Annotated in this window: 27 protein-coding genes and 1 pseudogene; 11 read left to right on the forward strand and 17 right to left on the reverse strand. The window is 71.5% G+C overall.

Annotated features, from left to right (window positions below; all coding sequences use genetic code 11):
- Positions 1 to 105 precede the first annotated feature (105 nt).
- Both RWE79_RS24245 and RWE79_RS24250 read left to right on the forward strand, forming a co-directional pair.
- Positions 106 to 1,272: an adenosine deaminase gene (locus RWE79_RS24245; RefSeq protein ID WP_475942162.1), complete on the forward strand. Its 1,167-nt coding sequence runs from the start codon at positions 106 to 108 to the stop codon at positions 1,270 to 1,272.
- Between the two features lie 188 nt (positions 1,273 to 1,460).
- A complete protein-coding gene (locus RWE79_RS24250) occupies positions 1,461 to 1,784 on the forward strand; it encodes a hypothetical protein (RefSeq protein WP_475942163.1) in 324 nt (107 codons plus the stop codon).
- Between the two features lie 60 nt (positions 1,785 to 1,844).
- Here RWE79_RS24250 and RWE79_RS24255 read toward each other — a convergent pair whose 3' ends face one another.
- The 5 genes from RWE79_RS24255 to RWE79_RS24275 all read right to left on the reverse strand — a co-directional run bounded on the left by RWE79_RS24255 (position 1,845) and on the right by RWE79_RS24275 (position 5,805).
- On the reverse strand, positions 1,845 to 2,039 hold the full coding sequence (locus RWE79_RS24255) for a PspC domain-containing protein (RefSeq protein ID WP_475942164.1): 195 nt from the start codon (positions 2,037 to 2,039) through the stop codon (positions 1,845 to 1,847).
- Between the two features lie 406 nt (positions 2,040 to 2,445).
- Positions 2,446 to 2,937 (reverse strand): VanZ family protein, encoded by a 492-nt coding sequence (locus RWE79_RS24260; RefSeq protein ID WP_475942165.1) that lies wholly within the window; start codon positions 2,935 to 2,937, stop codon positions 2,446 to 2,448.
- Positions 2,938 to 2,981: 44 nt separating this feature from the next.
- Entirely contained in the window at positions 2,982 to 3,590 is a 609-nt protein-coding gene (locus tag RWE79_RS24265; protein ID WP_475942166.1) for a hypothetical protein, read from the reverse strand.
- Positions 3,587 to 5,065, reverse strand: a complete 1,479-nt coding sequence (locus tag RWE79_RS24270; RefSeq protein ID WP_475946064.1) for a sensor histidine kinase — start codon at positions 5,063 to 5,065, stop codon at positions 3,587 to 3,589. The genes RWE79_RS24265 and RWE79_RS24270 overlap by 4 nt, the downstream gene beginning before the upstream one ends.
- Before the next feature lie 62 nt (positions 5,066 to 5,127).
- Positions 5,128 to 5,805 (reverse strand): response regulator, encoded by a 678-nt coding sequence (locus RWE79_RS24275; RefSeq protein ID WP_475942167.1) that lies wholly within the window; start codon positions 5,803 to 5,805, stop codon positions 5,128 to 5,130.
- Positions 5,806 to 6,007: 202 nt separating this feature from the next.
- Between RWE79_RS24275 and RWE79_RS24280 the strand changes: the two genes are divergently transcribed.
- The gene (locus tag RWE79_RS24280; RefSeq protein ID WP_475942168.1) at positions 6,008 to 6,781 is read left to right on the forward strand and encodes a SigE family RNA polymerase sigma factor; all 774 of its coding nucleotides are present in this window, start codon (positions 6,008 to 6,010) and stop codon (positions 6,779 to 6,781) included.
- Positions 6,782 to 6,956: 175 nt separating this feature from the next.
- Here the strand turns inward: RWE79_RS24280 and RWE79_RS24285 are convergent, their stop codons facing one another.
- Positions 6,957 to 7,592 carry an ATP-binding protein gene (locus RWE79_RS24285; RefSeq protein WP_475946066.1) on the reverse strand — a complete coding sequence of 212 codons (636 nt, stop codon included), beginning with the start codon at positions 7,590 to 7,592 and terminating at the stop codon, positions 6,957 to 6,959.
- Between the two features lie 115 nt (positions 7,593 to 7,707).
- Here RWE79_RS24285 and RWE79_RS24290 point away from each other — a divergent pair, with 115 nt between their 5' ends.
- Positions 7,708 to 8,076: a hypothetical protein gene (locus RWE79_RS24290; RefSeq protein WP_475942169.1), complete on the forward strand. Its 369-nt coding sequence runs from the start codon at positions 7,708 to 7,710 to the stop codon at positions 8,074 to 8,076.
- 33 nt (positions 8,077 to 8,109) lie between these two features.
- Here RWE79_RS24290 and RWE79_RS24295 read toward each other — a convergent pair whose 3' ends face one another.
- The 3 genes from RWE79_RS24295 to deoC are packed head-to-tail and all read right to left on the reverse strand — an operon-like array spanning position 8,110 to position 11,464.
- On the reverse strand, positions 8,110 to 9,006 hold the full coding sequence (locus RWE79_RS24295; protein WP_475942170.1) for an aldehyde dehydrogenase family protein: 897 nt from the start codon (positions 9,004 to 9,006) through the stop codon (positions 8,110 to 8,112).
- Positions 9,006 to 10,460 carry an aldehyde dehydrogenase family protein gene (locus RWE79_RS24300; RefSeq protein WP_475942171.1) on the reverse strand — a complete coding sequence of 485 codons (1,455 nt, stop codon included), beginning with the start codon at positions 10,458 to 10,460 and terminating at the stop codon, positions 9,006 to 9,008. Before RWE79_RS24300 ends, RWE79_RS24295 begins: the two co-directional genes overlap by 1 nt.
- Positions 10,461 to 10,465: 5 nt before the next feature.
- Positions 10,466 to 11,464: a deoxyribose-phosphate aldolase gene (deoC, locus tag RWE79_RS24305; RefSeq protein WP_475946068.1), complete on the reverse strand. Its 999-nt coding sequence runs from the start codon at positions 11,462 to 11,464 to the stop codon at positions 10,466 to 10,468.
- A gap of 261 nt (positions 11,465 to 11,725) precedes the next feature.
- Between deoC and RWE79_RS24310 the strand changes: the two genes are divergently transcribed.
- Both RWE79_RS24310 and RWE79_RS24315 read left to right on the forward strand, forming a co-directional pair.
- Positions 11,726 to 12,307 carry a PH domain-containing protein gene (locus RWE79_RS24310; protein WP_475942172.1) on the forward strand — a complete coding sequence of 194 codons (582 nt, stop codon included), beginning with the start codon at positions 11,726 to 11,728 and terminating at the stop codon, positions 12,305 to 12,307.
- Between the two features lie 341 nt (positions 12,308 to 12,648).
- A complete protein-coding gene (locus RWE79_RS24315) occupies positions 12,649 to 13,116 on the forward strand; it encodes a hypothetical protein (RefSeq protein ID WP_475942173.1) in 468 nt (155 codons plus the stop codon).
- Positions 13,117 to 13,193: 77 nt separating this feature from the next.
- Here the strand turns inward: RWE79_RS24315 and RWE79_RS24320 are convergent, their stop codons facing one another.
- On the reverse strand, positions 13,194 to 13,613 hold the full coding sequence (locus RWE79_RS24320; protein WP_475942174.1) for a PIN domain-containing protein: 420 nt from the start codon (positions 13,611 to 13,613) through the stop codon (positions 13,194 to 13,196).
- On the reverse strand, positions 13,610 to 13,819 hold the full coding sequence (locus tag RWE79_RS24325; protein ID WP_475942175.1) for a type II toxin-antitoxin system VapB family antitoxin: 210 nt from the start codon (positions 13,817 to 13,819) through the stop codon (positions 13,610 to 13,612). Before RWE79_RS24325 ends, RWE79_RS24320 begins: the two co-directional genes overlap by 4 nt.
- Before the next feature lie 162 nt (positions 13,820 to 13,981).
- On the opposite strand from RWE79_RS24325, the pseudogene RWE79_RS24330 reads away from it, so the two are divergent.
- Positions 13,982 to 14,240: pseudogene (locus RWE79_RS24330) on the forward strand (helix-turn-helix domain-containing protein); the annotation flags it as partial.
- A gap of 149 nt (positions 14,241 to 14,389) precedes the next feature.
- Here RWE79_RS24330 and RWE79_RS24335 read toward each other — a convergent pair.
- Positions 14,390 to 14,812: a MarR family winged helix-turn-helix transcriptional regulator gene (locus RWE79_RS24335; protein ID WP_475942176.1), complete on the reverse strand. Its 423-nt coding sequence runs from the start codon at positions 14,810 to 14,812 to the stop codon at positions 14,390 to 14,392.
- Between the two features lie 146 nt (positions 14,813 to 14,958).
- On the opposite strand from RWE79_RS24335, the gene RWE79_RS24340 reads away from it, so the two are divergent.
- Positions 14,959 to 15,888 carry an alpha/beta fold hydrolase gene (locus RWE79_RS24340; protein ID WP_475942177.1) on the forward strand — a complete coding sequence of 310 codons (930 nt, stop codon included), beginning with the start codon at positions 14,959 to 14,961 and terminating at the stop codon, positions 15,886 to 15,888.
- Between the two features lie 461 nt (positions 15,889 to 16,349).
- On the opposite strand, the gene RWE79_RS24345 is transcribed toward RWE79_RS24340, so the two are convergent.
- The 4 genes from RWE79_RS24345 to RWE79_RS24360 form a co-directional block, all read right to left on the reverse strand.
- On the reverse strand, positions 16,350 to 17,528 hold the full coding sequence (locus RWE79_RS24345; protein ID WP_475938055.1) for an IS4 family transposase: 1,179 nt from the start codon (positions 17,526 to 17,528) through the stop codon (positions 16,350 to 16,352).
- Between the two features lie 65 nt (positions 17,529 to 17,593).
- Positions 17,594 to 19,294, reverse strand: a complete 1,701-nt coding sequence (locus tag RWE79_RS24350) for a phospho-sugar mutase (protein ID WP_475942178.1) — start codon at positions 19,292 to 19,294, stop codon at positions 17,594 to 17,596.
- 127 nt (positions 19,295 to 19,421) lie between these two features.
- On the reverse strand, positions 19,422 to 20,255 hold the full coding sequence (locus RWE79_RS24355) for a purine-nucleoside phosphorylase (RefSeq protein ID WP_475942179.1): 834 nt from the start codon (positions 20,253 to 20,255) through the stop codon (positions 19,422 to 19,424).
- 180 nt (positions 20,256 to 20,435) lie between these two features.
- Complete coding sequence (locus tag RWE79_RS24360; protein ID WP_475942180.1) at positions 20,436 to 20,873, reverse strand: gamma-glutamylcyclotransferase family protein; 438 nt, start codon at positions 20,871 to 20,873, stop codon at positions 20,436 to 20,438.
- Between the two features lie 63 nt (positions 20,874 to 20,936).
- On the opposite strand from RWE79_RS24360, the gene RWE79_RS24365 reads away from it, so the two are divergent.
- Both RWE79_RS24365 and RWE79_RS24370 read left to right on the forward strand, forming a co-directional pair.
- Positions 20,937 to 22,445, forward strand: coding sequence for an NAD(P)H-quinone dehydrogenase (locus RWE79_RS24365; protein WP_475942181.1), 1,509 nt, complete (start codon positions 20,937 to 20,939; stop codon positions 22,443 to 22,445).
- A gap of 123 nt (positions 22,446 to 22,568) precedes the next feature.
- A complete protein-coding gene (locus RWE79_RS24370) occupies positions 22,569 to 23,549 on the forward strand; it encodes a DeoR/GlpR family DNA-binding transcription regulator (RefSeq protein ID WP_475942182.1) in 981 nt (326 codons plus the stop codon).
- A 145-nt stretch (positions 23,550 to 23,694) separates the two neighbouring features.
- On the opposite strand, the gene RWE79_RS24375 is transcribed toward RWE79_RS24370, so the two are convergent.
- A complete protein-coding gene (locus tag RWE79_RS24375) occupies positions 23,695 to 24,294 on the reverse strand; it encodes a TetR/AcrR family transcriptional regulator (RefSeq protein WP_475942183.1) in 600 nt (199 codons plus the stop codon).
- A gap of 139 nt (positions 24,295 to 24,433) precedes the next feature.
- On the opposite strand from RWE79_RS24375, the gene RWE79_RS24380 reads away from it, so the two are divergent.
- Complete coding sequence (locus RWE79_RS24380; RefSeq protein WP_475942184.1) at positions 24,434 to 25,888, forward strand: MFS transporter; 1,455 nt, start codon at positions 24,434 to 24,436, stop codon at positions 25,886 to 25,888.
- Positions 25,889 to 25,917 lie beyond the last annotated feature (29 nt).

A 25,917-nucleotide genomic window follows, 5' to 3' on the forward strand; every position in this document is an offset into this window, starting at 1 on the left:
GACATTGAGGTGTGCACGAACTGACGAGCAGGTCAATATTCGGCATCGGCACGTCGTATCCGCTATGTCTACGCGCGTAGGGTGCTCAGGCGCTATCGTGCGGTAATGACGAGCTCACGCCTCAGCCTCCCGGACGCGGATCAGATCCGCCGTGCCCCGAAGGTGCTGCTGCACGACCATCTCGACGGTGGCGTCCGCCCGGGGACCGTCGTCGACCTCGCCCGCGAGGCGGGCTACGAGGACCTGCCCGAGAGCGATCCCGGCCGGCTCGGCGCGTGGTTCCGGGAGGCCGCCGACTCCGGTTCGCTGGAACGGTATCTGGAGACCTTCTCGCACACCGTCGGCGTCATGCAGACCCGCGAGGCGCTGGTGCGGGTCGCCGCCGAGTGCGCGGAGGACCTCGCGGCCGACGGTGTCGTCTACGCCGAGGTCCGTTACGCGCCCGAGCTGCACGTCGAGCGCGGTCTCAGCCTCGAAGAGGTCGTCGAGGCGGTCAACGAGGGCTTCCGCGAAGGCGAGCGGCGCGCCCGCCAGGACGGCCGCCGCATCCGCGTCGGCGCCCTGCTCACCGCCATGCGGCACGCCGCCCGCTCCCAGGAGATCGCCGAACTCGCCAACCACTACCGCGATCTGGGCGTCGTCGGCTTCGACATCGCCGGGGCCGAGGCGGGCTTCCCGCCCACCCGGCACCTCGACGCCTTCGAGTACCTCAAGCGCGAGAACAACCACTTCACCATCCACGCCGGTGAGGCCTTCGGTCTGCCCTCCATCTGGCAGGCCCTCCAGTGGTGCGGCGCCGACCGGCTCGGCCACGGCGTCCGCATCATCGACGACATCCATGTCGCCGACGACGGCTCGGTCAAGCTCGGCCGCCTCGCCTCGTACGTGCGCGACAAGCGCGTACCGCTGGAGATGTGCCCGACGTCCAACCTGCAGACCGGCGCCGCCGCCTCGTACGCCGAGCACCCCATCGGGCTGCTGCGCAGGCTGCACTTCCGGGTCACCATCAACACCGACAACCGGCTGATGAGCGGCACGAGCATGAGCCAGGAATGCGAGCGGCTGGTCGAGGCGTTCGGCTACGGCCTGGACGACCTGCAGTGGTTCACCGTCAACGCGATGAAATCGGCGTTCATCCCTTTCGACGAACGACTCGCGATGATCAACGACGTGATCAAGCCGGGCTACTCCGAGCTCAAGGCCGAGTGGCTGTTCCGGCAGACGGCGTCGACACCCCCCGTGGCCAGCGGATCCGGCGACGCCGGGGCGTAACAGGGGCGGTGCCGGGGACGGTACGAGGGCGGGGGCCGGCCGCGCCGCGCGGGGATCGCGGCGGGCGGCGGCCCCGCGCGTCCGGTTGCGCCGGGCGGGCGGTGATCGATACGTTCCGGGTTCCCGCGATTACGTCCTGTCATCGCGTGACGTCGCACGCACCATCCCCCATCGCGAGGACCGCCATCATGAAGACCGGAACCGTCAAGACCCTCGGTGCCGCCGCGCTCGGCATCGCCTTCGCCGGTGCCGCGGCCGGCACGGCCTGCGCCGCGCCCGCCCAGGCCGCCCTTCCGACGCTTCCGGCGCTTCCGGCGGCCGTGCCGGCGGCCGGTATCGCCAAGGCCCTTCCGCTGGACCAGGTCTCGCAGTCGCTGCCCACGAAGACCACCAACGTCGTCCCCGGCGTGATGGACGCCCCCCGCGGCTTGAGCACCCTCCTGGGCGGCCTCCCCACCGGCGCGCTCCCCCTCGGACAGCTCCCCCTCTCCGGCCTGCCGCTGGGCCACTGACCGTTCGCACACGAACGGGCCGCCCCCGGCACGGGGTGCGGCCCGTTCGTGTGTGCGGGGTCAGACGGCGTAGCCCCGCTCCGCCGGCAGCATGATCCACAGCGCGATGTAGAGCAGGAACTGCGGGCCGGGCAGCAGGCAGGACAGCAGGAAGATGACGCGCATCGTCGTCGCCGAGGTGCCGAACCGGTCGGCGAGCCCGGCGCATACTCCGGCGATCATCCGGCCGTGATGGGGGCGGACCAGTGTGGACATGGGGCGGCTCCTCATGGGTGGGTGTGCGATGCGGGTGGTGGGCCGGGCACGGCGGCCGGAGGCCGGCGCGGCCGTCCCGAAGCCGCGGAGCGTGCGAGGGCGGCGAAGAAGGAGGGGCCTCCGGCGGTGATCCGGCCGTGATGGGGGCGGACCAGTGCGGACATGGGGCGGCTCCTCATGGGTGGGTGTGCGATGCGGGTGGTGGGCCGGGCACGGCGGCCGGAGGCCGGCGCGGCCGTCCCGAAGCCGCGGAGCGTGCGAGGGCGGCGAAGAAGGAGGGGCCTCCGGCGGTGATCCGGCCGTGATGGGGGCGGACCAGTGCGGACATGGGGCGGCTCCTCATGGGTGGTTCATCCGTGATCGGACGGTTCCACGGTACGAGCGCGCAGGGGGGCGAAACGTCGCCCTACGGGGCGATCCCGACCCTGGGAATCGTCGGGGCCGGCCCCTGGGGGTGCCGGCGGGGGCCGGTGACGCGGCGGCGCAGCCGGTGGCGTACGGCGGGGACGACCGCGAGGTAGGCCAGCGCGACGCCCGCGGTGTTGAGGAGGAGGGCGTCGACGTCGAAGATCTGGCCCGGGACGCCGGTCTGGAGGAACTCCAGGCCGAGCGAGACCATGAGCCCGGCGAAGACCGTACGGGCGAAGGAGCCGAGGCCGGAGACGGCGACCTGGCCGCCGGCCATCGGCAGGAGTACGCCGAGCGGGGCCAGGAGGGCGAGCCCGGCGCCGAGACGGCGGACGGCCAGCAGCTGGTCGGGCAGGGCGAGGTCGGCGCGGATGGTGGCGAAGGGCCGCAGGTTGGGGGCGTCGACCCACGGGACGTACTGGGGGCGGAGCATGAGCCAGCCGACCAGAGCCAGATAGGCCGCGGCGAGAACCAGGCCCGCCGCGCGCACTTTGGGGAGAGAGCCGTCGCGCCGCACGCCTGCAAGGACGCGTGCTATTTCACGGCGGTTCCCGACGTCCGGGTGGCATCTGTCCGCAGATCGGCGGTGCAGCTGTAGCGCAGCGGCGCCGAGGTGCCGGATCCGCCGAGCACGACGGTGTCGTCCGTGGAGCCGGCCGCGGTTCCGGCGAGGGTGCAGACCAGCTGGGCGAGGGCGAACCGGGGGAGCTCGTCCAGGGGGATGTTCAGCCGCAGGGCGTCCGCCGGGTCGCCGCGCCGGGGGCCGGTCATCCGCAGGTCCTCGGGGACGGTGGTGGCGTAGCCGCCCGAGGTCTCGGCGCGGTCGGGCTGCCGCCGCAGTTCGGCCAGCAGCTGTACGGCGGTGGCCCGCCGCCCGGCGGTGGCGGCGGTGGTGGCGCCGGCGACGCCGGACGCGGCCCGCCAGACCGGGCCGACCTGGGCATTGCGGCACACCAGATAGAGCCGTACGGCCGTTGCCGTGGCGCTGGCCGACGCCTCCGGCGCCGTACACGACACACGGGAGGGAGCGGGCCCCGCGTCCACCGGCACGGACGTGGCGCGGATGCCGCACGCGGACGCGGTGGCGGTGATCGTGAGGACCGCCCCCAGCGCGGCGACGGCCCGCCGACGGGCGGTACTCACTGGTTCTCGTTTCCTTCCAGGGGCACTTCCGGGGGCTCCGGGGGGATCGGCAGCCGCAGGGTGAACACGGCTCCGGCGCCCGGTGCGTTGGCGGCGGTGATCCGGCCGCCGTGGATGTGCGCGTTCTCCAGCGCGATGGACAGGCCCAGACCGCTGCCCTCGGACCGGGCGCGGGAGGCGTCCGCCTTGTAGAAGCGGTCGAAGACATGCGGCAGGACGTCCTCGGGGATGCCGGGGCCGTTGTCCGCGACCTCGATGACCAGTTCCTCACCGATCGCCCGGACCTTGACCCGCACCGGCGAGCCGCCGTGCTTGAGGGCGTTGCCGATGAGGTTGGCCAGGATGACGTCCAGGCGGCGCGGGTCGAGCCGTACGAAGATGCCGCGCGGCGCGTCCAGTTCCACCGAGTCCAGCCAGGCGCGGGCGTCCATGCAGGCGGTCACCTGGTCGGCGACGTCGACCTCGTCGGAGACCAGCTTGGCGGTGCCCGCGTCGAAGCGGGTGACCTCCATCAGGTTCTCCACCAGCTCGTTCAGCCGCCGGGTCTCGCTCACCACCAGGTGCACCGCAGGGGCGATCATCGGGTCGAGGGAGTCCGCCTCGTCCTCCAGCACCTCCGCGACGGCGGTGATCGCGGTCAGCGGCGTACGCAGCTCGTGCGACATGTCGGCGACGAAGCGGCGGCTGGCGGACTCCCGGGCGCTCAGCTCCTCGACCCGCTGCTCCAGGCGCTCGGCGGTGTGGTTGAAGGTCCGCGACAGCTCCGCCAGTTCGTCGGTGCCCGAGACCCGCAGCCGGGTGTCCAGCTTGCCCTCGCCGAGTCTGCGCGCGGCTTCGCCCAGCCGCTGCACGGGGCGCAGCACCGTGGAGGCGGCGGCCTGGGCGAGCAGGGCGGCGCCGATCAGGGCGAGCAAGGTGGCGATGCCGAGCGACCAGGCCAGCGAGTTGAGGTCCTTGCGTTCGGCCTCCAGCGACTTGAACATGTAGCCGGTGGGGCCTCCGCCGATCATTTTCGCGCCGCCCACCAGATACGGCTGGCCGTGCAGGTTCACCCGCTGCCAGTAGAGCCGGTACTCCGACGGGTCGTTCGGCTTGGGGTTCTTCTTGGCGACGGCCTTGCGCAGCGACGCCGGTACGTCGCCCAGGGCGAAGCCGTCCGGCGCGGACTTGCGCAGGCATCGCCCGTCGATCAGCAGCACCTGGTAGTTCTGCGTGCTGGTGGCGATCTCCCCGGCCGCCTCGCCGATCTCCGTACAGGACGCGGTCAGTGACAGCGCGCCGGCGGTACGGGTCATGGAGTCGCGGAAGTCGTTGAGCGCCGCGTTCTGGGCGCGGGTCAGCACCGCGTCGCGGTTGAGCCAGTAGGCGATTCCGGAGGCGGACACGGCGGCGGTCAGGGCCACGGCGGCGAACACCGCCACCAGGCGCAGCCGCAGGCTGGTGAGCCGCAGCAGCCGGGACCGCCAGCCGTTCAGCCGGGCGGGCTCGGCCGGTTCGCCGCCCTGGTCGCAGCCCGGGTCGGTCACGGGGCTCGGTTTCACGAAGGTGTGTCCAGGCGGTACCCGACGCCACGCACCGTACGGATCAGGGTCGGTGAGGACGGGACCTCCTCGATCTTGGCGCGCAGCCGCTGTACGCAGGCGTCCACCAGCCGGGAGTCGCCGAGGTAGTCGTGCTCCCACACCAGCCGCAGGAGCTGCTGCCGGGACAGGGCCTGGCCGGGACGGCGGCTCAGCTCCAGCAGCAACCGCAGTTCGGTCGGGGTGAGCTGGAGGTCCTCGCCGTTCTTGGTGACCGTCATCGCGGAACGGTCGATCACGATGGCGCCGAAGGCCGCCGAGTCCGAACTGTCCCGCTCACCGCGCCGCAGCACGGCCCGGATCCGGGCGTCCAGCACCCGTGGCTGCACCGGCTTGAGCACATAGTCGTCGGCCCCGGACTCCAGCCCGACGACGACGTCGATGTCGTCACTGCGCGCCGTCAGCAGGATGATCGGCAACTGGTCGGTCCGCCGGATCCGGCGGCACACCTCGAAGCCGTCGATGCCCGGCAGCATCACGTCCAGCACGATCAGGTCCGGCCGCTGCTCACGCAGCAGTTTCAGCCCGTCCTCGCCCGTCGCCGCGGCCACCACACGGTGGCCCTGGCGGGACAGGGCGAGTTCGAGGCTGGCTCGGATCGCGTCGTCGTCCTCGATCAGCAACAGGAAAGGCACGGTCGCATTCTCTCCTACGTACTCACGGGTGCGGTACCGCAGGCCGGTTGGCTGCGTACCGGCCACGGCTGTGACGGGGCTGTGACACTCGGCGGACAGGGCCATGAAACTGGCGCGGCAGTCTATTGGGCACAGCAACACCGCAGGGCAGTAAACGCGGCAAGCAACACACCGAAGCAGGCTCCACCGACGGGGGCGCGACATGAACGCACTGCACAGCACGACGACCACCGCAGTACTTCAGCCGCGCCAGCACGCGTCGGTCCGGAGCACGGAGCTGTCCGGTGCCACGGGGCGGGGGTGCGTTCGTGGCGCCGGACGTCAGGTGATCCGTAACCGGCCGCCGTACATGACGGCGATCGAGGGCGGTCACGGGGGTAACACCGGGGGAACCAACGGGGGATCCGCGTACAGGGAGACGGGGGAGCGGCAGCACTCCTCCTCGGCGGAGGCGGACTTCACCGCCTACGTCCAGGAGCGCCGTGCCTCCCTGTACGCGACCGCCTACCACCTGACCGGCGACCGCTTCGAGGCGGAGGACCTGCTGCAGAGCGCGCTGTTCTCCACCTACCGCGCCTGGGACCGGATCAGCGACAAGGCGGCGGTCGGGGGCTATCTGCGGCGCACGATGACCAATCTGCACATCAGTGCCTGGCGCCGCCGCAAGCTCAACGAGTACCCGACGGAGGAACTGCCCGAGACGGTCGGCGAGTCCGACGCGATGCGCGGCACCGAACTGCGCGCCGTGCTGTGGCAGGCACTCGCCAAGCTTCCCGAGACCCAGCGCACCATGCTGGTGCTCCGCTACTACGAGGGCCGCACCGACCCGGAGATCGCCGACATCCTCGGCATCAGCGTCGGCACGGTCAAGAGCAGCATCTGGCGCTCCCTGCGCCGGCTGCGCGAGGACGAGTCGCTCAGTTTCGGTGAGGGCGCGGACGACGCCGCCTTCGCCTTCGGCGAGCTCGTCGCCTGAACCGGGGGGACACGGGGGACGACCAGGGGGAAACGGGGGAACGGGAAAAACGGGGAACAGGGGGAAACGGGGGGAGCGGGACCGTACGGCCGGGGGGCCGGTGCGGTCCCGTCTCTTTTCGCGCCCGCGCCCGCGCCCGGGTCCGTGCCCGGGTCTGTGCCCGCTCCCGGTCCGCCTACGCCCGTACGGGCACCGGCTGCCGCCGCCGCGCCGTACCGATCCGCTCCAGGGCCTCGTCCCGGCCGCACACATGCGCCCCGAACGCCGCGTGCCGCGCCACGATCCCGCGTTCGGCGCGCATCAGCATCCAGCCCCTGCGCAGCAGGAACGGCACCGACTTGCGGCCCTCGCGCAGATCCCGCGCGAAGCGGCGCCAAGCCGTGCGCACCGGACCGCGGCTCAGGCAGATCGCGTCCGCGAGCAATCCGAGCTCCCGGCACCGCGCCGCGATGTCCGCGGCGAAGACGCCCTCGGCGACGAACAGCGGGGCGCCGTCCAGACCGACCGGCGCCCGGCCGGTGATCGAGCTGGAGGAGATCTCGTAGACCGGGGCCGTGGTGCGGCCGGTCGCGCACAGCTCCGCGACGGCGTTCGTGGCGGCGTCGGCGTTCCAGGACCGCGGGGAGTCCCAGTCCGTGCCGGTACCGCCGGGGAGGAGGGGGAGGGTCGGGTCGTCGCCCTCCTTGTAGAAGTCGTCGAGACGGAGGATCGGCAGCCCGGTACGGGCGGCGAGGGACGACTTTCCGGAACCGGAGGGGCCGGTCAGCAGAATGACGCGGGCGGCGGCGGGATGGCTGGGGCTCACGGGGATCCAGTGTGACGCATTAGCCCGTTCGGGTGAGCCCCCGGGACAGGCTTTGGACCGGTGACGTTCAACCAAATACCGTACGTATCCGTATTGTCGCGCTACGAGATCAGGTGTCCCGATGCCGAACCGCTCCCGCGTCCTGCTGCGCGCCGCCGTGACCGTGTCCTCCGTGGCCGCCGCCTTCGCACCGGCCTGCACCGGTTCGGCCTCGGCCGCCGGTGTCGACCCCGGCGCGGCCACCCACGCCGCCGGCTCGGCGCTCGTGGGGACCGTCAACTACCTCCCGGTCAATCCCTTCGCGCACACCAACGCCAACCCCCTGGACAACTCCCTGGGCTCCCAGGTCGCCGACTTCAAGCCGGTCTCCACGGAGATGGTGACGGGGCCGCTGGCCCACAGCCGCTCGGTGGCCGAGCTGCCGGTGGTGGGCGAGGCGGTGAAGAGGCTGCAGGGTGATGCGGCGGCGGCCCCTGCGGGGACACATTGACGCAGGGGCCGCCGCCGGGTCCGGGGCGCGCGGTCAGTAGGCCGAGCCCGAGGAGCCGCTGCCGCCGGCGGGGTGCCAGACGGTCTTGGTCTCCAGGAAGGACGTGAGGCGTGCCGTGCCGGGGTCGGCGGACCAGTCCACAGGCTGTGGACGGCGGACCCGCTTGAGATTGTCGGCGGCGGCGATCTCCAGCTCCTTGGCCAGCGCCTCGTCCGCGCCGGCCAGGTCGATCGCGTTCACGTCCTGGTGGGCGGCGAGCGGGGCGGCGATCTCCGCCGTACGCCCGGACAGCAGGTTGACCACGCCACCGGGGAGGTCCGAGGTGGCCAGCACCTCGCCCAGCGACAGCGCCGGGAGCGGGGACGCCTCGCTGGTCACCACGACCGCGGTGTTGCCGGTGGCGATGACGGGCGCGACCACCGAGACCAGGCCCAGGAAGGACGAGTCCTGCGGGGCCAGCACCGCCACCACGCCGGTCGGCTCGGGCGAGGAGAGGTTGAAGTAGGGCCCGGCGACGGGGTTCGCGCCGCCGGCGATCTGGGCGATCTTGTCCGTCCAGCCCGCGTACCAGACCCAGCGGTCGATCGCGGCGTCGACGACCGCGCCGGCCTTGGACCGGGACAGCCCGTCGGCGTCGGCCACCTCCCGTACGAACTGCTCCCGGCGGCCCTCCAGCATCTCGGCGACGCGGTAGAGGATCTGGCCCCGGTTGTACGCGGTCGCGCCGCTCCAGCCGCCGAAGGCCTTGCGGGCCGCGACGACCGCGTCACGCGCGTCCTTGCGGGAGGACTGCGGGGCGTTGGCGAGCCAGCGGCCCTTGGAGTCGGTCACCTCGTACACCCGTCCGCTCTCGCTGCGGGGGAACTTGCCCCCGACGAACAGCTTGTAGGTCTTGAAGACGCTCAGACGGTTCTGCTCGACGGTGCTCATCAGCGCTTGCCCTCCGGGCTCGACGGGGCGAGGTACCCCTCCAGGCCGTGCCGGCCGCCCTCGCGGCCGAAGCCCGACTCCTTGTAGCCGCCGAACGGCGAGGTCGGGTCGAACTTGTTGAACGTGTTGGCCCACACCACACCCGCGCGGAGCTGGTTCGCGACCGACAGGATGCGCGAGCCCTTCTCCGTCCAGATGCCGGCCGACAGGCCGTACTGGCTGTTGTTGGCCTTCTCCACCGCCTCGGCGGGCGTACGGAAGGTCAGTACGGACAGCACCGGGCCGAAGATCTCCTCGCGGGCGATCCGGTGGGCCTGGGTGACGCCGGTGAAGAGCGTCGGCACGAACCAGTAGCCCGACGAGGGCAGTTCGCAGGCCGGCGACCAGCGTTCGGCGCCCTCCGCCTCGCCGCTGTCGGCCAGCGCGGTGATCCGGGCCAGCTGCTCGGCGGAGTTGATGGCGCCGACATCGGTGTTCTTGTCCAGCGGGTCGCCGACCCGCAGGGTGGACAGCCGGCGCTTCAGCGCGTCCAGCACCTCGTCCGCGACCGACTCCTGGAGGAGCAGACGGGAGCCGGCGCAGCACACCTGGCCCTGGTTGAAGAAGATCCCGTTGACGATGCCCTCGATGGCCTGGTCGATCGGCGCGTCGTCGAAGACGATGTTGGCGCCCTTGCCGCCCAGCTCCAGGGTGACCTTCTTGTCCGTCCCGGCGACGGTACGGGCGATGGCCTTGCCGACGGCGGTGGAGCCGGTGAAGGCGACCTTGTCGACGTCCGGGTGCGCCACGAGTGCGGCGCCGGCGTCCCCGTAACCCGGGAGGATGTTGACGACACCCTTGGGCAGGCCCGCCTGGCGGCAGATGTCCGCGAAGAACAGCGCGGACAGGGGAGTCGTCTCGGCGGGCTTGAGGACGACCGTGTTGCCGGTGGCGAGCGCCGGGGCGATCTTCCAGGCCAGCATGAGGAGCGGGAAGTTCCAGGGGATGACCTGGCCGGCCACGCCCAGCGGCCTGGGGTCGGCGCCGTAGCCGGCGTGGGCGAGCTTGTCGGCCCAGCCGGCGTAGTAGAAGAAGTGCGCGGCGACCAGGGGCAGGTCGGCGTCGCGGGTCTCGCGGATCGGCTTGCCGTTGTCGAGGGTCTCCAGGACGGCCAGCTCGCGGGAGCGCTCCTGGATGATGCGGGCGATCCGGAAGAGGTACTTGGCGCGCTCGGCGCCGGGGAGGGCGGACCAGGTGCCGAACGCCTTGCGGGCGGCCTTGACGGCGCGGTCCACGTCGGCCTCGCCGGCCTGGGCGATCTCGGAGAGCACCTCCTCGGAGGACGGGCTGACGGTCTTGAAGACCCTGCCGTCGGCGGCCTCGGTGAACTCGCCGTCGATGAAGAGCCCGTAGGAGGGCGCGATGTCGACCACGGCCCTCGACTCGGGCGCGGGTGCGTATGCGAATGCGGTCATCGTGATCAGTCCACCGTCACGTAGTCGGGTCCGGAGTATCGGCCGGTGCTCAGCTTCTGCCGCTGCATCAGCAGGTCGTTGAGCAGGCTGGACGCGCCGAAGCGGAACCACTCGTTGCTCAGCCAGTCCTCGCCGACGGTCTCGTTGACGAGGACGAGGAACTTGATCGCGTCCTTGGTGGTGCGGATGCCGCCGGCCGGCTTCACACCGACCTGGACGCCGACCGCCGCGCGGAAGTCGCGTACGGCTTCGAGGAGGATCAGGGTGTTGGGGGGCGTCGCGTTGACCGCGACCTTGCCGGTCGAGGTCTTGATGAAGTCGGCGCCCGCGAGCATGCCCAGCCAGGAGGCGCGGCGGATGTTGTCGTACGTCGACAGCTCGCCGGTCTCGAAGATCACCTTGAGGTGGGCGCTGCTTCCTCCCCCGGGGCGGCGGCAGGCCTCCTTCACGGCGCGGATCTCGTCGTAGACCTTGAGGTAATGGCCCGCGAGGAAGGCGCCGCGGTCGATGACCATGTCCACCTCGTCCGCTCCGGCGGCGACCGCGTCGGCGACGTCTGCGAGCTTGACGGGCAGGGCGGCGCGGCCGGCCGGGAAGGCGGTGGCGACGGAGGCCACCTTGACGCCGGAGTCGCCGAGGGACTCCTTGGCGACCTTCACCATGTCGGGGTAGACGCAGATCGCGGCGACCTTGGGGGTCGTGCGGTCCAGCGGGTCGGGGTGGACGCCCTTGGCGCACAGCGCCCGGACCTTGCCCGGGGTGTCCGCGCCTTCGAGCGTGGTCAGGTCGATCATGGAGATGGCGAGGTCGATGGCGTACGCCTTCGCCGTCGTCTTGACCGAGCGGGTGCCGAGGCCGGCGGCCCGGCCTTCGAGGCCGACCGCGTCGACGCCGGGCAGCCCGTGCAGGAAGCGGCGCAGCGAGCCGTCCGACGCGGTCACGTCCGACATGGACGCCAGCCGGGCCGCGGCTTCGGGGCCGTGGGCGGGAACAGTGAGGGGCATGGTCACCAGATGAGCATATCTACGCGCGTAGCGACTGTCACTAGGGCGATCCCCTGCCGGGGCGGCCGATGCGGGACCGCAACCTTTGCGCTGGTCTCCCAGGGTAAGGGCTGTCCCGTGATACCCGGTGGACCGCCGGGAGCGCTCCGGGAGCCCCGTGGTCCCCGGAGTACTCCGGGGACCACGGGGCAGCCCTTGGCCGGGCGGCCTTACGGGTGCCCCGGATCGGGTTCCGCGCTCACGTCGGGCACAATCGGGCCCATGACGAGCTCCGAGAAGCCCACGCCCTACGCCGAGCGCACGTACCGCTCGGCCGCCGGAGTGGCCGCCGGCGTCCTCCTGCTGGCCCTCGGCCTCTGGCTGGGCGGCGACGCCCTGGTCAACGGCGACGGCCGCATCCCCTGGATCGCCCTGGCCGGGATGCTGCTCGCGGTGCCGCTCGTGGTCGCCTTCACCTTCCGCCCGCTGGTGTCCGCGGGGGAGCAGCGGCTGCGGGTGCGCAATCCGTTCCGTACGATCACCGCGCCGTGGGCCGCGGTGGAGGGCGTCCGGGCCGGGTACACCACCGAGCTGCTGGCCGGTGGTCGCAAGTACCAGCTCTGGGCGATCCCGGTCTCGCTGCGGGCCCGTAAGCGGGCGACCCGGCGGGCCGCCCGGGAGGACGTGGTGGAGCCGGTGCGCGCCTGGTCCGACCAGGCCGTGGACGAGCTGCGGGAGCTGTGCGAGCGGCACGCGGCGAGCGAGGGCGCCCAGGGCGAGGTCGCCGTCCGGTGGGCCTACGAGGTGATCGCCCCCGCGGTGGCCGGTGCGGTGGCCCTGGGCATCGTGCTCGCGCTCGGCTGACGGCCCCGGGGCCTGCGGGGCGGGCGGGGGCCCCGGACCGACATGTCTACGTGCGTGACGGGCCTTTTCGCCGCGTTGCCCGGCATGCTGCACACACATACGCGGAGCGTCCGGGACCCCACCCTCTCCCACCCTCCCCCAGCCTTCGGCCGGTGGTGCCCCCGGCGCCCCCGCGACCCCGCGCCGCGGGGCTCTCGCGGGCCCCGGCGGGGTGGCCGGAATCGTACGGTGCCGGTAAGCGTCTCTCTTGCTCTCTGTAGATCCCTGCGCATCAATGTGCGCTGCGTTACCAGACGGTCCGTCAGAAACGCCGTCACGCGAGAACGAGAAAGGGATCACTCATGAAAGGCACCCTCTTAGGTGTCGGGGTCGCGGCCGCGCTTGTCGCGCTGGCCCCCGCCGCGACAGCCGTAACCCCCACCACCGCTACCGCCAACTACAACTGTGGCACCTGGGGCAGTGGCGCAGCCACCCTCACCGCCACTCAGAGCGGGACGACGGCGACGATCACGCTGAAGTCGTCCGTCACCTCGCCGATCGCCATCGGCGCCAACACCCTCAGCGCGGACCTGCTGCTGACTCTCAACGGAGGCTCCACCCAGACCCACTTCACCGGCACCTCCAACCCCGCCATCCCCGCCAACGGCGCGGTCACCGTCGGCCCGCTGACCGGCACGGTCGCCTCGGGCAACAGCCTCGACTCGTACCTGGCCACCGGCAGCGCGTACTCGCTGAAGATCATCTACCTGGGCGTTCCCGTCACCTGCAAGGCGACGACCGCTCAGACCCCGGGGCCGTTCGTCTTCTGACGGCCGCCCCGGTCGGGCGCCGGGCCCCTGCGGTGCATGCAGGGGCCCGGTCGCCGGGCCCTGTGTGCCGCCGGGCTCTATGTACTGCCGGGCTCGGCGAGCCATCTGGTGCGCAGCCCCGAGCGCCCGGCAACGGTCTCGAAATCCCGGTCGTAGTGCACGAGCGTGAGGCCGGACAACTCGGCGGCGGCCGCGACGACCAGGTCCACCGGGCCTGCCGACCGGTGCTCGGCGTGCTCCGTCAGTACCCTCTGGACGTGGTGGGCACGGGGGAAGACGCCGTCGGGGGTGGGGATCCAGGCGAAGAGGTCGCGCAGCAGTTCCTCCTTGGCCAGGCGATCTGCGAGGGACCGTGCCGAATAGAGGATCTCGAGTTCGGTGATGTCGCAGATGGCGACGATGCCTTCCTCAAGGGGCTTACGCCAGGCTTCCCGCAGCTCCGGGTTGGTGAGGATGCGGACCACCGCGGACGTGTCGGCCAGGTAGACACAGTTCACCGGCGGTAGTTCCTCTTGTCGAGCAGGATGTCGAAGTCGCCGCGCTCCCCCATCTCCGCCAGCGCTTCGAGGGCCATGGCCCGGCGGCGCCGCTTGGCGACTTCCAGCAGCGCCGTGTTCACGGTGTCCTTCTTGGTCTTCGTGCCCAGTATCGAGGCGGCCTCGGCCAGCGCTTCGTCGTCGACCTCGAGCAGCAGCTTGGACATGGTGCCTCCTGTATAGACCGGAAGCATCAATTTTATATACGCCATTTCCGGGCCCGCAATGCCCGGATCGGGTGAATTGGGCCCGGCGGGCCCCTCGCCGTCGCCGTGCCGGCGTGACCGCGTTGGTTCGCCGGGTTGGTGGTCGTGGCGGTCGGATGTGCGGTGGCCGAGCCTGTCCGTGTGCGCGGACCGGCCGACCAGGAGGGGCGGAAGCGGCAGCAGACGCTGCGCCGGGGCAGTACCGACTCGGTGCGCTACCGGCGGGCGATGATGCTGCCGGCCCCGGCGGGCGGAACCGGTGCCGGTGATCGCCCAGCTGGTGCGGGCCGATGAGGACACGGTCCGCGATGTGATCCACCGGGTCGACGACATCGGCCTGGGCTGTCCGGACCCTCGGTGGGCGGGAGGCCGTTCCCGTCGGGCGCCCATGGGACCGCCAACGGTTCCGACTCCGCACGGGGGCGTCAGGGGCGTCAGGGGCGTCAGGGGCAGGATCTCCGATCTGGAGGGACGGAGCCCTCGACGGCGCTGACGCGCAGGGCAGGCGCCCCGCCCTGGGCGGGAGGTGTGTCAGGCCGGTTCGCCGAGGTCCTGCGCGATCCAGCCCGGTGCGTCAAGGCGCACCGGCTGAGCGCCGACCAGGTCCGCCAGGTGTGTCTCAAGGCTCGCGAGCTCGTTGGAACCGATCTGCTGTTTCCATCGATCGCGCAACTCGTCGAAGATCGATTCGCCTTGTCGCAGCACTTCGTGGCCGAGTGGGGTGACGTGCAGGCGCTTGCGGCGGGCGTCGAGGGGGTCCGTGTCCCGTGCCACGTATCCGCGCTCCTGCAGCACCGTGATGGTTTTCGCTGCCGCCTGCTTGGAGACCGACATGCGCCGCCCGAGTTCTGAGGCGTTGTCCGCGCCGGCGGCGATGGCTCGCATGGCGAAGTCGTGGACAGGACGCACGTCCTCGTAGCCGCGGCGGGCCAGCTCGGCGGTCGCGGCGTCCACCAGCGAGCGAAAACCTCCGAGCAGGAGCAGTGCGAGATCAGCGCCAGATCGTGACATGGCAGAAGACTACGGCGATCACGGAGTGGACATCGACAACCTTGTTGTCTATCGTTCTGGACAACAAGGTTGTCTAATTGGGGAGAATGATGGACGCCACACTTCCGGGTCCCACGCTCGCGGGTATCTCCCACCACCTCGCCGAGGTCAACGGAACCCGGTTGCACTACGCAGCGGCGGGAACCAGTGGATCGCCAGTCCTTCTGGTCCACGGGTTTCCCGAGAGCTGGTGGACTTTTCACAAGATCATCCCGCTCCTCGCGGAGAGCCACCGGGTCTTCGCCGTGGATCTGCGCGGCTTCGGGGACTCCGACAACGGGCCGGGCGAGTACGACAGCAGGACCTCGGCCGAGGACCTGCACCTTCTCATCGAACAGCTCGGCATCGGCCCGGTCCACCTGACCGGGCAGGACATCAGCGGAGCGACCGTCTTCCGCCTGGCGGCCACCCACCCGCAGGACGTACGCAGTCTCACCGCGATCGAGATGGGCCTGCCCGGATTCGGCCTCGAAATGCTGGCCGACATCACTCACGGCGGTGCCTGGCACATCGGTGTCCTCGCCGCACCCGGCATCCCCGAGATGCTCCTGGCCGGCCGCGAGCGGGAATTTCTGGGACAGTTCGCATTCCCCGCCCTGAACGCGACCCCGGGAGCCATTACCGACACCGACATCGAGGAGTTCGCCCGCACCTATTCGCGCCCTGACGGCTGGCGCGGAGCGATCGGCCTCTACCAGTCGATGCTGAGGGAGGGGCCCGAGATCAGGGCTCTTGCCGAAACGCACGGCCTGACCGTGCCTGTACTCGCGGTCGGCGCGCGCGGAGGTCCCTTCACGGTTGGCACCATGTCCCGGGCCGCGGCGACCGAAGTGAGCTCGGTGTCACTCGACGGTGTGGGTCACTATGCCGCGATGGAGGCCCCCGCGGAGTTGGCGAAGGCCATTCTCGAATTCATCGGGAACATCGACGCCCCCCAGTGTTCTGACCGCACCGGTTCGGTTCGCCGATCGCGTCAGTGACGAAGGGGCGTCGGCCCCAGCGGATGCCCTGTTCGCCGCGGATGCGTGCGCGTTCCCTGCGTTCGGCCGGTACTGCCCCGGCGCACTGTCTGCCGCAGCTTCCGCCCCTCCTGGCCGGCCGGTCCGCGCACCCGGACAGGCCCGGCCACCGCACATCCGGCAGCCGGAGCGGACATCACCGCACATCCGACCGCCACGACCACCAGCCCGGCGGACCAACCCGGCAAGACGGCCTAGATGCAATGCCGTTGCGTTACGGGCTTGCGGGCTGGGGTCTTGTGATGAGGACCGCTTGAGGTCCGGTGCGGGTCGGCTGTGGCCAGGAACGGTGTTCAGTTCGCTTGAGGCGGTAGTTGGACATCTTGCGTTTCACCACGCGGGGCTGGCTGCGGAGGCGTCTGACGGGCAGGAGCCGTTCCAGGAGGTCCTGCTCGAGCATCACCAGTGCTCTGACCAGGAGGTCAGGGGGAAAAACTGCCCGGCGTGACGGTCACGCTGCGCCGGGCAGAGCGCAGCGTTTCGGTGAAGGAGACCCGGTCAGGGTCCAGGCCACGGGTGGCAGCCGTTCTCAGCATGAGTTCCCGCAGAGCGTGGTGGACCAGCAGGTGTGCCCAGATCTGCTGGTGAACACCGTCGGGTGTTTTACTGCTGAGCACGACGCGTGCGCCACGCTGATGGGTTTTGATCTCGGCGAAGACGGACTCGATCTCCCAGCGTTCGCGGTAGAGCGCGGCCAGCTGCCGGGCAGGATACCGTCGGGCGTCCAGCAGGCTGGTGACCAGGCGATAGTCGTCGGTCTCACCCTCACCGGCCCGGTCCTTGAGCCGGTAGGCCAGGACACGGACCACAACCGGCTCCTTGCGGGCCGGGCCGCCGCTCGCTCTGATGTGTGAGAGCCATGACCCGTCGCGGAACTGTTTGGTGACGGGCAGGACGCGGTTGGCGGGCACCCGCCACAGCAGGTCGGCGCCGGTGGCGGTGAACGCCTGCCACAACGGGACGCCAAGGAACCCACGGTCGGCCAGGACCAGCTGACCTGGGCCGGTCGAACGCGGCAGGCGGCCTACCAGAGTGACTTCCCCGGTGCGGCAGCCGGCCAGTTCCGCGTCCAGCACCGCATGGCTGCCGATCTCCACCAGAGCTGCCATCCGCACTTGCGGAAACGCGCTCCTGCCCGACCCGCGGCCACTGCCCGGACGTCCGAAGGCAGTCTCGTTGGCTTCACTGTCCGCGACGTCCCAGCACGTGCCGTCGACGGCGAGCAGCCGCAAGCCCCGCCAGAACGCGCCGGGCGTCGCCTCGGTCGCCATCGGCTTCGCGGTCGTGGCGAACAGCACCCGCAGCGGCTCGGAGCCCAGCCGCTGCCGGGCCCTGAACAGCGAGGACTTCGCCGGAACACGCCAGTTGCCCAGCAGCCCCGAGCCCCGCAAGCCCTCGACGAGATGGCGCATCACTTCCAGATACGGGGCAGGTGAGAACAGGGCCAACGCCAGCACGAAGTACACCACCAGCCGCGCGGGAAGCAGCCGCTGACGTCGCTCGGCACGGCCGCACGCCGTCACCACCCGGTCCACCAAGCCTGGCGGATACACCCAGGTCAACAGGCCGAGACCCGATAAGTCAGACACACTCGCAGCCATCCGAACCACCCCCGGGACGAACTGCCAAGCACAGTACGCCTACAGCAAAGGCAACGGCATTGGGCCTAGATGCCGGCCGCTTCCGACAGGTCGGCCTTGAGGGCGGCCAGGACCGCGCCTGCGGTGGCGTGGGCGGAGGCGAGGTCGCCGGCACTGGGGACCGGGACGACGACCTCCAGGTAGCACTTGAGCTTGGGCTCGGTGCCGCTGGGGCGGACGATGACGCGGGCGGACGCGACGCCGGAGGACGGCGAGCCGGCGAGGTGGTAGCGCAGGCCGTCGGTGGGCGGCAGCTCCTCGGTGCCCTTGGCGAGGTCCTCGGCGGCGGTGACGGTCAGGCCGGCCAGGGCGGTCGGCGGCTGCTCGCGGAGCCGGTCCATGGCGTCGGCGATCAGCGACAGGTCGGCCACCCGGACCGAGAGCTGGTCGGTGGCGTGGAGGCCGTGCTTGAGGGCGAGGTCGTCGAGCAGGTCGGTCAGGGTGCGGCCGTGCTGCTTGAGCTCGGCGGTGAGTTCGGCGATGAGCAGGGCGGCGCTGATGCCGTCCTTGTCGCGGACGCCCTCGGGGTCGACGCAGTAGCCGAGGGCCTCTTCGTAGCCGTAGCGCAGCCCGTGGACGCGGGAGATCCACTTGAAGCCGGTGAGGGTGTCGGCGTAGTCCAGACCGGCGTCGGCGGCGATGCGGGACAGCAGGGAGGAGGAGACGATGCTGGCCGCGAAGGTGCCGCCGGCCCGCTTGTGGACCAGGTGGGTGGCGAGCAGGGCGCCGACCTCGTCGCCGCGCAGCATGCGCCAGCCGGCCGGGGCGGTGCGGTCGGGGACGGCGACGGCGCAGCGGTCGGCGTCGGGGTCGTGGGCGATGATGATGTCGGGACCGGCCGGGGCGGCCTCCTGGGCCGCCTTGAAGGCCAGGTCCATCGCGCCGGGCTCCTCGGGGTTCGGGAAGGCGACGGTCGGGAAGTCCGGGTCCGGGTCGGCCTGCTCGGGGACGGTCACGGGCGCGGCGAAGCCCACGGCGGCGAAAGCGGCGGTCAGCACCTCGCCGCCGACGCCGTGGAGCGGGGTGTAGACGACGGAGACGTCGCGTGAGGCGTGCCTGTCCACGACGGAGGCGGCGCGCGCGAGGTAGGCATCGACGACCTCCTCGCCGAGGACCCGCGCGCCGTCCTGGGCCAGGGGCACGTCGGACAGCGAGCCGATGGCGGCGATCCGGTCGGCGATACCGGCGTCGGCGGGCGGCACGATCTGGGAGCCGTCGCCGAGGTAGACCTTGTAGCCGTTGTCGCGCGGCGGGTTGTGGCTCGCGGTGACCATCACCCCGGCGGCCGCGCCCAGGTGCCGGATGGCGAAGGCGAGTACGGGGGTCGGCAGCGGGCGCGGGAGCACCGCGGCGCGCAGGCCGGCGCCGACCATGACGGCCGCGGTGTCGCGGGCGAAGTCGTACGACTTGTGGCGGGCGTCGTAGCCGATGACGACCAGCCCGGCTTCGCTGTCGCCGCCCTGCGCCTTGAGGTACGCGGCCAGGCCGGCCGCCGCCCGGATCACCACGGAGCGGTTCATGCGCATGGGGCCGGCACCGATCTCCCCGCGCAGCCCGGCGGTGCCGAACTGCAGGGTGCCGGCGAAGCGGTCGGCCAGGTCGGCGGCGGCCGCCTCGTCTCCGGACCCGACGGCGGACAGCAGGGTCTCCAGCTCGCCCCGGGTGTCCGGGTCGGGGTCCTCGGCGAGCCAGGTGCGCGCCTGCTGGATCAGCTCTGCTGCTGCCACGTGATGCTCCTGCGGGTGTGTACGGGTCAACGGTGTGGGGGGGTGAGGCGTGCGGCTTCGGCCGGTTTGTACGTTCTGGACCGGTACCCGGCCGGGGCGTCTCGCAACCGGCCGGGGTCCGACGGGGTCAGAGGCGGTTGAGCACCCGGGCGAGGAGGGAACCCATGCGGGACGCCGAGTCGCGCCCGGCCTCCAGCACCTCCTCGTGGTTGAGCGGCTCACCGGTCATCCCGGCGGCGAGGTTGGTGACGAGCGAGATGCCGAGCACCTCGGCGCCCGCCTCGCGGACCGCGATGGCCTCCAGGGCGGTCGACATGCCGACCAGGTCGCCGCCGATCGCCCGGACCATGCCGATCTCGGCCGGGGTCTCGTAGTGCGGGCCGGGGAACTGCACGTACACGCCCTCTTCGAGGGTCTCGTCGACCTCCTTGCACAGGGCGCGCAGGCGGGGGGAGTAGAGGTCGGTGAGGTCCACGAAGTTCGCCCCGGCGATCGGGGAGGTCGCGGTGAGGTTGATGTGGTCGCTGATCAGCACCGGCTGGCCGGGGCGCATGCCCTCGCGCAGGCCGCCGCAGCCGTTGGTCAGGACGACGGTCTTGCAGCCGGCGGCCACAGCCGTACGGACGCCGTGCACGACGGTCGCCACGCCCTTGCCCTCGTACAGGTGGTTGCGGCCCAGGAACACCAGGGCGCGCACGCCGCCGATCCGCACCGAGCGGACCTTGCCCGCGTGGCCGGCCACCGCTGGGGCCGGGAAGCCCGGCAGGTCCGTGATCGCGAATTCGGACTCGGCCGCCCCGAGTTCGTCGGCGGCGGGGACCCATCCGGAGCCCATCACCAGGGCCACGTCGTGGGTCTCTGCACCGGTCAGTTCGCGCAGCCGCGCAGCCGCCGCCTCTGCGGCCGCGTGCGGGTCGGCCTGCGGGCCGCCGGTGTTGTCGGAGGAAGGGGAGGAGTTCACGGGACGAGCGTAACGGCTAATCGCCTACGCGCGTAGACCTCCCAGGTGGGAGGATTCTGTTTTTCGGAGGATCCCACGATTGACCCGTTCCTCCACGACCGACGGCCGGCCCGCGTCCGCGGTCCCGGGCCGGTGGCTGAGCGCAGCGGAGGCGAAGCCGCCGCAAAAACAGGGGGTGCTTCAGCAGGGGCGCTTGCGCAGCTCCATCACGTAGTCGTGCGGTGCGCCCGCGGACTCCGCCGCGTCGGCGAGTTCGCCGAGGTAGCGGGCCGAGGGCAGGCCGCCCTCGTAGTCGTTGAGGACGTAGACCCAGGCGGAGATGTCGCCGTCGAGGGTGTGGGCGCGCACGAGGGCGCGGCGGTAGATGCCCAGCGGTACGCCCTCCCAGCGGTCCATGGAGTCCTCGTCGACGGGGGCGATGTCGTAGAGGCCGACGAAGACCTGGTGCAGGGGGTCCTCGACGAGGGTGGCCAGCGCGCCTTCCCAGCCCATCTGCTCGCCGCCGAAGGTGAGCCGCCAGCCGGTCAGCCACCCGGTGCCGCGCAGCGGGGAGTGCGGGGCGCGGCGGGTCATGAGGCGGGCGTCGAGGTTGCCGGCGTACGCGGCGTAGAGCGACATGGTCACGAGAGTACGGGAGCGGGGTGCGGCCCCCGTAAGTGATCACTTGGCGCGTGCGGGACAATGGGGTACGTGACTCGGATCGTGATCATTGGTGGAGGACCCGGCGGATACGAGGCGGCACTCGTTGCCGCCCAGCTCGGCGCGGAGGTGACCGTCGTCGACTGCGACGGTCTCGGCGGGGCGTCGGTGCTGACCGACTGCGTGCCGTCGAAGACTCTGATCGCGACGGCGGAGGTGATGACCACCTTCGACTCGTCGTACGAGGAGCTGGGCATCATCGTGGCCGACGACACCCCGCCCCTGGAGCAGGCGGCCCGGGTGGTCGGCGTGGACCTGGGCAAGGTCAACCGGCGCGTCAAGCGCCTGGCGCTCGCCCAGTCGCACGACATCACGGCCTCGGTGACCCGTGCCGGGGCCCGCGTCATGCGCGGCCGGGGCCGGCTCGACGGCGGGCAGGACCTCGACGGCTCGCGGAAGGTGGTCGTGGAGGCCGCCGACGGCACGAGCGAGACGCTGACCGCGGACGCCGTGCTGATCGCGACCGGCGGCCGTCCGCGCGAGCTGCCCGACGCGCTGCCGGACGGCGAGCGGATCCTGAACTGGACCCAGGTCTACGACCTCGACGAGCTCCCGGAGGAGCTGATCGTGGTCGGTTCCGGTGTCACGGGCGCCGAGTTCGCGGGGGCCTACCAGGCGCTCGGCTCCAAGGTGACGCTGGTCTCCTCCCGCGACCGCGTGCTCCCGGGCGAGGACCCGGACGCGGCGGCGGTGCTGGAGGACGTCTTCCGGCGTCGCGGTATGAACGTCATGGCGCGCTCGCGTGCGGTTTCCGCGAAGCGGGTTCCGGGGCCGTTCACCACGGAGGGACCCTCCTCGCCGAAGGCGGGCAAGGAGGGACGGGCGGGTGACAAGGTCGAGGTGACGCTGGCCGACGGCCGGGTCATCACCGGCAGCCACTGCCTGATGGCGGTCGGCGCCATCCCCAACACCGGTGCCATGGGTCTGGAGGAGTCCGGGGTCAAGCTCAAGGACTCCGGCCACATCTGGACCGACAAGGTGTCCCGGACCACCGCGCCCGGCGTGTACGCGGCCGGGGACGTCACCGGTGTCTTCGCGCTCGCCTCGGTGGCGGCCATGCAGGGCCGGATCGCGATGTACCACTTCCTGGGCGACGCGGTGGCGCCGCTCAACCTCAAGACGGTGTCGTCGAACGTCTTCACCGACCCGGAGATCGCCACCGTCGGCTACACCCAGGCGGACGTCGACGCCGGCCTGATCGACGCGCGCTGCGTGAAGCTGCCGCTGCTGCGCAACCCGCGCGCCAAGATGCAGGGCATCCGGGACGGCTTCGTGAAGCTGTTCTGCCGGCCGGGCACCGGCATCGTGGTGGGCGGTGTGGTGGTCGCGCCGCGGGCGAGCGAGCTGATCCACCCCATCTCGATCGCGGTGGACAACAACCTGACGGTCGAGCAGATCGCCAAGGCGTTCACGGTCTACCCTTCCCTGTCGGGATCGATCGCCGAGGTCGCACGGCAGTTGCACACCCGGAAGTCGGCCGCCGAGCTGTAGGGACGTCCGGTAGTTCGAACGGCGAGTGTCCGTATAGCACTTCACGCCCGTTTTCGCGAACAACTTCTGTTATTCCGTGCAAACTGCTGATAGCAGACGGTCATTGGCATTACTGTCAGTTTCGTGTTCGCAGCAGAACGTCGCCAACTGATCCTCGAAATGGTGCGTGCCAACGGGGCCGTGTCGCTCCGTGAGCTCGCCCGCGTCGTCCAGACCTCCGAAGTAACCGTACGGCGGGACGTGCGGGCGCTGGAGGCAGAAGGACTGCTCGACCGCCGGCATGGCGGTGCGGTACTGCCGGGTGGCTTCACCAGAGAGTCCGGTTTTCCGCAGAAATCCCATCTAGCGGCCGCGGAGAAGACGGCCATCGCCGATCTCGCGGCGAGCCTCGTAGAAGAGGGCGAGGCCATCGTGGTCGGCGCCGGCACCACCACGCAGGAGCTGGCCCGCCGGCTCGCGCGGGTGCCGGGGCTCACCGTGGTCACCAACTCCCTGCTGGTGGCCCAGGCGCTCGCGCACGCCAACCGTGTCGAGGTCGTCATGACCGGCGGCACCCTGCGCGGCTCCAACTACGCCCTGGTCGGCAGCGGTGCGGAGCAGTCCCTCCAGGGGCTGCGGGTGACCCGCGCCTTCCTGTCCGGAGCGGGCCTCACCGCGGAGCGCGGGCTGTCCACCTCCAACATGCTCTCCGCCAGCGTCGACCGGGCCCTGGTCCAGGCGGCGGCGGAGGTCGTGGTGCTCGCCGACCACACCAAGCTCGGTACGGACACCATGTTCCAGACCGTGCCGACCGACGTGGTCACCCGGCTGGTCACCAACGAGCCCCCGCCGGGGGACGAGCGGGCCGCCACCGAACTCCAGGCCCTCGCGGACCGCGGGGTCCATGTCGCCGTCGCCCCGCTGAGCGGCGAGGGCATGTCCGGGGGCACGCCGCCCGGCGGTCGCCGGCGCGAACGCGACCTGCCGCCGGTGCCGGGGCCGCGACGGCACCCGCTGCCGGTCGCCGGACACGGCGGGCAGGCACCGCAGTTGCGCGCGGCCGCCGGCCAGCTCGGAGGCGAACAGGCCGCCCGTATCGCCGACCTGGCACCCCGGCGGCGCTGAGCGCCCGGAGCTGATGCGCGGCGCCGACGCCCGGCGCTGAGCACCGCTTCGCGCGAAGTGCCGGTGCGCCGTGCCGCGCCCCGGACGGGGCGCGGTCGTGCCCCGGCACTTCGCCCGCCCTGCCCGAGGCCGGGCAGGGCGGCGGTCAGGACTCCGTCGGGCGGGTGCGGACGCCGTCCATGGCCAGGGCCATCAGGCGCTGGAAGGTGCCCCGGTGGTCCGCCGGGTTGCGTTCGGCGGCGACCACGATGGCGCTGGTCAGCCGCAACACGTCGGCGATGGCGACATCGTCGCGTGCCTGCCCCGCCTGCTGGGCGCGGACCAGCAACTGGTCCGCCGCCGCGATGGCGGCACCCTTGCAGGCGGGCATCCGGCCCTCGTCCGCCTCCATCAGGGCCACGGCGAGGCCGCGGTAGTGCGAGGAGTGGACGGCATAGGCGGCCAGCCATTCCCGGAGCGCGTCGATCGGTGATTCCGCGTCCAGCATGCCGGCGGCCCGGGTCACGAGCACGGCTGTCTCCTCCTCGAAGACCGCGTCCATGAGCGCGTAGCGGTTCGGGAAGTGACGGTAGAGCGTGCCGATGCCGACGCCCGCGTGGCGGGCGATGTCCTCCAGGGGTGCCTCGGTGCCGTGGACGATGAACGCCTGACGTGCCTCGGTGAGCAGCCGTTCGTAGTTGCGCCGGGCGTCGGCCCGCATCGGCCGCGGGGGGCGGTCTGCGGCGGCCTGCTTGCCTGTGGTCATCGGCACCGTCTCCGTAGCGTCGTGGCCCGGTCGAATTCCTTACGGGGCGAGAATCCCATTGTAAATCCGGAGGCTACCTCCGTATATTGAGCGGAGGCAACCTCCGTTTCTTGGGTTCTCCGCTGGAGGCTTACGTCCCATGTCCACTCCCTCCCTTCGTACGACGACGCCTGCCCGCACACCCGGTCCGGCGCGCCGACAACGTTCCATGCTCGCCCTGTCCGCCATCGTCGGCACCCAGCTGATGCTGCTGCTCGACATGACCGTGGTGAACGTCGCCATCCCCGGCATCGGCCACGACCTGGGCTTCTCCACCACCGGCCGGTCCTGGGTACTGAACATCTACATCCTGGCGTTCGGCGGACTGCTGCTCCTGGGCAGCAGGATCGGCGACCTGATCGGCCGCCGCACCGCGCTGCAGGCCGGGGTGGCCGCGTTCACCCTCGCCTCCGTCATGGGCGGCCTGGCCACCGGGCCGGCGTGGCTGCTGGCGGCCCGGCTGCTCCAGGGCGTCTCCGCCGCCCTGGCCGCGCCCAGCACCCTCGCCCTGATCGCTACCACCTTCCGCGAGGGCACCGACCGCCAGAAGGCGCTGAGCGTCTTCTCCGCCGTCTCCGGGGCGGGTTCGTCGATCGGCCTGATCCTGGGCGGCGCCCTCACCGAGTGGGGCTCCTGGCGGTGGATCTTCTTCATCAACATCCCGATCGGCGCCGCGATCCTGCTGCTCGCCCCGCGCCACATCGCCGAGACCGACCGGCACCGCGGCGGCGGCCGCTTCGACATCGCCGGCGCCGTCACCGGCACGCTCGGCACCGGGTCCCTGGTGTACGGGTTCATCCGGGTCGCCGAGCGCGGCTGGGGCGACCACGGGGCTCTCGGCGCCTTCACCGTCGCCGTGCTGCTGCTGGCCGCCTTCCTGATCAACGAGACCCGGGCCGAACGCCCCCTGGTCGTCATGCGGCTGTTCACGGACCGGACCAGGGTGATCGCGTACAGCTGCTACTTCCTGGTGCCGGCCGGCATGTTCGGGATCTTCTACTTCGTCACCCAGTACATGGAGACGGTCAGCGGCTACAGCCCGCTGCGCACCGGAGCCGCGTTCCTGCCGATGACCGTGCTGCTCTTCGCCGCCGCCAGGACCGCCCCGAAGGCCGTCGTACGCTTCGGCGCCAAGCGGACCGCCGTCGGCGGGCTGATGACCGGCCTCGCCGGGATGCTGTGGCTCGCCACCCTCGACACCGGGGAGGGCTACCTCAGCGGACTCGCCGGCCCGCTGGCCCTGGTCGGGCTCGGGCTGGGCTTTGTGACGATGCCGCTCAACACCCTGATCCTGTCCGGTGTCGAACCGCGTGACGCGGGCTCGGCCTCCGGGCTGCTCCAGACCTTCCAGCAGATCGGCGGCACCCTCGGTCTGTCCGTCCAGGTCACCGTCTTCGGCACGGTCGCCCGGCACGGCGGCCCGGACGCCTTCGCCGACGGCGTGATCGCCGCGCTGGGGACGGCGGCCGGATTCGCGGTACTGGCCTCGCTGCTGCTGCTGACCATGCGGACCGGCACACCCCGGCCGGCGCGCGCCGAGGGCCGGACCCCGTGACGTGACAGGGCTCCGGGTGGTCGTCACGA

The organism is Streptomyces sp. RLA131, assembly GCF_056270125.1.

Bases quoted from the DNA above. Each gene is read 5' to 3' on its own strand.
- RWE79_RS24245 (WP_475942162.1), top strand. From the start codon at position 106: ATGACGAGCTCACGCCTCAGCCTCCCGGACGCGGATCAGATCCGCCGT.
- RWE79_RS24250 (WP_475942163.1), top strand. From the start codon at position 1,461: ATGAAGACCGGAACCGTCAAGACCCTCGGTGCCGCCGCGCTCGGCATC.
- RWE79_RS24255 (WP_475942164.1), bottom strand. From the start codon at position 2,039: ATGTCCACACTGGTCCGCCCCCATCACGGCCGGATGATCGCCGGAGTA.
- RWE79_RS24280 (WP_475942168.1), top strand. From the start codon at position 6,008: ATGAACGCACTGCACAGCACGACGACCACCGCAGTACTTCAGCCGCGC.
- RWE79_RS24290 (WP_475942169.1), top strand. From the start codon at position 7,708: ATGCCGAACCGCTCCCGCGTCCTGCTGCGCGCCGCCGTGACCGTGTCC.
- RWE79_RS24295 (WP_475942170.1), bottom strand. From the start codon at position 9,006: ATGAGCACCGTCGAGCAGAACCGTCTGAGCGTCTTCAAGACCTACAAG.
- RWE79_RS24300 (WP_475942171.1), bottom strand. From the start codon at position 10,460: ATGACCGCATTCGCATACGCACCCGCGCCCGAGTCGAGGGCCGTGGTC.
- deoC (WP_475946068.1), bottom strand. From the start codon at position 11,464: ATGCCCCTCACTGTTCCCGCCCACGGCCCCGAAGCCGCGGCCCGGCTG.
- RWE79_RS24310 (WP_475942172.1), top strand. From the start codon at position 11,726: ATGACGAGCTCCGAGAAGCCCACGCCCTACGCCGAGCGCACGTACCGC.
- RWE79_RS24315 (WP_475942173.1), top strand. From the start codon at position 12,649: ATGAAAGGCACCCTCTTAGGTGTCGGGGTCGCGGCCGCGCTTGTCGCG.
- RWE79_RS24325 (WP_475942175.1), bottom strand. From the start codon at position 13,819: ATGTCCAAGCTGCTGCTCGAGGTCGACGACGAAGCGCTGGCCGAGGCC.
- RWE79_RS24340 (WP_475942177.1), top strand. From the start codon at position 14,959: ATGGACGCCACACTTCCGGGTCCCACGCTCGCGGGTATCTCCCACCAC.
- RWE79_RS24345 (WP_475938055.1), bottom strand. From the start codon at position 17,528: ATGGCTGCGAGTGTGTCTGACTTATCGGGTCTCGGCCTGTTGACCTGG.
- RWE79_RS24360 (WP_475942180.1), bottom strand. From the start codon at position 20,873: ATGTCGCTCTACGCCGCGTACGCCGGCAACCTCGACGCCCGCCTCATG.
- RWE79_RS24365 (WP_475942181.1), top strand. From the start codon at position 20,937: ATGGGGTACGTGACTCGGATCGTGATCATTGGTGGAGGACCCGGCGGA.
- RWE79_RS24375 (WP_475942183.1), bottom strand. From the start codon at position 24,294: ATGACCACAGGCAAGCAGGCCGCCGCAGACCGCCCCCCGCGGCCGATG.
- RWE79_RS24380 (WP_475942184.1), top strand. From the start codon at position 24,434: ATGTCCACTCCCTCCCTTCGTACGACGACGCCTGCCCGCACACCCGGT.